This window comes from Arthrobacter pasteuri, assembly GCF_054510955.1.
In genome coordinates this window covers 1-3,090 of the sequence record NZ_JBTNDO010000009.1, presented here as the reverse complement: position 1 = coordinate 3,090, position 3,090 = coordinate 1, and the positions used below count along the sequence as shown (strand labels likewise).

The 3,090-nt window shown below is 63.8% G+C and carries 2 protein-coding genes; one reads left to right on the top strand and one right to left on the bottom strand.

Annotation, left to right across the window (positions count from 1 at the left end):
* Positions 1-639: 639 nt before the first annotated feature.
* On the bottom strand, positions 640-1,878 hold the full coding sequence (locus tag ACX80H_RS16460) for an MFS transporter (RefSeq protein WP_459314484.1): 1,239 nt from the start codon (positions 1,876-1,878) through the stop codon (positions 640-642).
* Positions 1,879-1,946: 68 nt separating this feature from the next.
* Between ACX80H_RS16460 and ACX80H_RS16455 the strand changes: the two genes are divergently transcribed.
* Positions 1,947-2,549, top strand: a complete 603-nt coding sequence (locus ACX80H_RS16455) for a TetR/AcrR family transcriptional regulator (protein WP_459314483.1) — start codon at positions 1,947-1,949, stop codon at positions 2,547-2,549.
* Positions 2,550-3,090 lie beyond the last annotated feature (541 nt).

The following is a 3,090-nucleotide window of genomic DNA, read 5'->3' as shown; positions in this document are numbered from 1 at the left end:
CACAGCACACGCCGGAACAACTTCAACTCTGTCAAAGGGGGTCCGTCACCCTCACCGGGGCAACCACATAACTATACGACCACCCCACCCCCCACCACAAATCCACCCCCAACCCAGGTCGACGGGGTACGGACATCACCGATCAGAAGGTGCGGAAGTTCCTCCTTCAATGGCCGGACCCGCCTGCCGACGTCCGAGCGCAGCCACCGGCACCTGTTCCTGGCTGCCGGGCAGGGATTTCCCCGGCATCGCCGCGTGCTGATCAGCAGCCGTCCTGGCTGCCGGCTTGAGCCGTGCAGCATCCACGGTGCCCAGGCCGTCCGAGGCAAGATGCGTCGAGATCCTCGAGAGTCAGGAAGCCCCAGAGGCAGTAAGCGGGGACGCCATAGGGTATGGTCTCCACCCAGACCGGCCGGTCCAGATCGACGACCGCACCCAACGGGGCCATTGGGAAAGTGACTTGGCGACAGGTACCCCCGTCAGCTACCGCGACCTCGCCGATAGGGCGACCGGTAGGTACATCTCGTACACCTGCGGATGACATGACAGCCGTTGTCGTCCTGACCGCGTTGACCTCAAGCCTCGGTCAATCACCGCCCGAGTTACGACTGACTGTGACGTGGTATCCACTTCACGGGATCATTGCCCACCAGGGTCTCGCAGCCGGGCTGACCCCTGCCGGTACTTCTGGGGAGGATGTCGGCGGCTTTCAATCTTGGAAAGGGCAGCGACTCCTTGCTCACCGGCAGGAATTGTCCGCTGGGCCGTAATTCCGAAGGCACTGATCAGGCAAAGCGCTGCGGCAGTGACGAAGGCGAAGACCGGGTCAGTCGTTTCAACGAGGGCGCCGATGACCGTTGATCCGAGGGCCTGACCGAGAACGAGGCAGGTGAAGAGAATCGAAGTTCCTGCGGCGCTGTTCGCCGCTGTGAACGACGTCCAGATAATGAGGACTGAGGTCGCGGCCGTGTAGGCGAGGCCGAAGAGTGCTGCGGCAGCGAGGCTGAAAGCGGGAAGAGTCGGCACAAGGGCGAAAGCCACTGTTGCGGCCGAAGTCGCACTTACGGTGGCGTACCACGTGATTTTGACGGAGTGACGGGCGAGCCATGGTGCCAGGAGTACCGCAGCGGCGCTACCGGCACCCAACGCCATCCACACCGTAGCGGACGTTTCGGATGTCATCCCGCCGACGTCCTCGAGAAGAGAACGCCCATATACCCAGGGTGCGGCGGACCCGATACCGAAGACGAAGGCAGCTGCGATCGGCCATCCGAGGCCGCGGATGCTGGTTCCTCCGGTACGGGCTGGGACTTCTTCGCCCTGGGGAACGCCGCTACGCGCTTCGGTGTGGGAGCTGTCTGCGCGAAGGACCCCGACCATGGCGGTGAACGTGATGAGGGCGATGAGGATCCAGGCTGTGCGCCATGACGCTCCCAGCTGCAGCGACAGGGCGCCGGCGGCGACAACCCCGAACCCGGTCCCCGAATTCACAACCGACTGCAGTCTGTTCCGGCTGGCCGGAGCCGCGTTGCGTTGGACGAGTTCCACTAGCGCGGGCGACGCGAAGCCCGCCCCCATTCCTGCCAACAGGACGCAGCTGCTGAAGAACATCGTGCCCTGAGCGGCCGCGATGCCGCCACTACCAAGGGTTGCCGTGGAACCGGCGAGGATCGTGGTGAAGCGGGGGTGACGAGGTGCGTACCGGAACCCGAGCGCTGCTGAGATGCAGTACGTGACCGATGCTCCGGAAGCGAGAAGGCCGGCGGTCATCGGGGTCAGTGCGAAGGACTCCGAAAAGAAAGGAAGGAAGAGCCCGTATCCGAATCGGGCCAGCCCGTACGTGGCGCCGATCAGCGCAACGGCGGTTACCGCGAACATTGGAGTAGCTGCCGACCGCGCAGCATGTAACGAGCGTTTCATTGAAACGAACGTTATATGCTGAAGGCATGGTCGCACAACCCAGCGCGCGCGAACGGTTATTGGACGCTGCTGAGCATCTTGCTTTCACCCAGGGGGTCGCGGCGACACCCGTGGATGTCATCCTCAAGCGGGCCAACGTCGCGCCCGCCACCCTGTACACCCACTTCGGGAACAAGGAAGGGCTCATCGTCGAGGCGTTGCGACGTCGCCTGAAACGCTGGGACCACGACTGGCAGCTGGAAGTCGATGCGGCCACAACAGCTCAGGAGAAGCTTCTCGCTGTTTTCCCTGCCCTGACCCGGTATAGATCCGGACCTGCAACAGCCCGCTGGTGCGCATTCCTCAGTGTGGCGGCAGAATCGCCCCATCCAAGTCAGCTTCTCGATGAGGCTCTGCGCAGCGACACCGAGCTACTCACCACGCGTCTCCACGAGCTCGCGATTCCCGTCGTCGGCATAGGCGAGGCACAAGACCTCGCCGGACGTCTGGCCCTCATCCTTACCGGCGCGCTTGGGATGATGCTTCGGGCAGCCGATCCGGAGAAGGTAATCGCTGACGGCCACGCCACCGCGAAAACGATCATTGAAGCAACCATCGGCTCGGCCGCTACGGGAAGCGGACGGCAGTAGACAGATTCACGACCGCCGGGAGACGAGCGGTCCTTGGTGGGAGAGCTCATAGATCAAAAGGACATCCCCGAAGGATGCTTGGGCCTGGTAGCACTGGTGGGCTGCTGACCCGTCTTACGGAGAACATCCTCAAGACCGCCCTTGAAGGCGGAGCTGACCGAGCACCTCGGGAGTGAGCACAGGCAGAGGCCACTCGCTGTGAGCATCTGCAAGGACAAAAAATCCGAGAAGGTGCTGACCGATATCAACGCGTCGGGAGTCACATGCCATAGGGCAGGGACGAGTCGTTCGATCCGGTCATCCTGCCGGCGACGGCGCCGACAATGGTGCCGGGGCGGGTCGCCGACAGCCTGCGTCAGGCCCTGGGCACTCGACGAGTGCTCGAGCACGGCGCCTCGTTGCGCTTCTCCTCCGGAGCAACCCAGCCGGGGTACCGGCCTGCGGTGGGTGTGCCCGGTGCATGTGGTGGGGTGTGGTTTAAGTGGGGAAGGCCCCGCACCTGGTGGTGCGGGGCCTTCCCGTGAGTGGTTGTCCGGCGGTG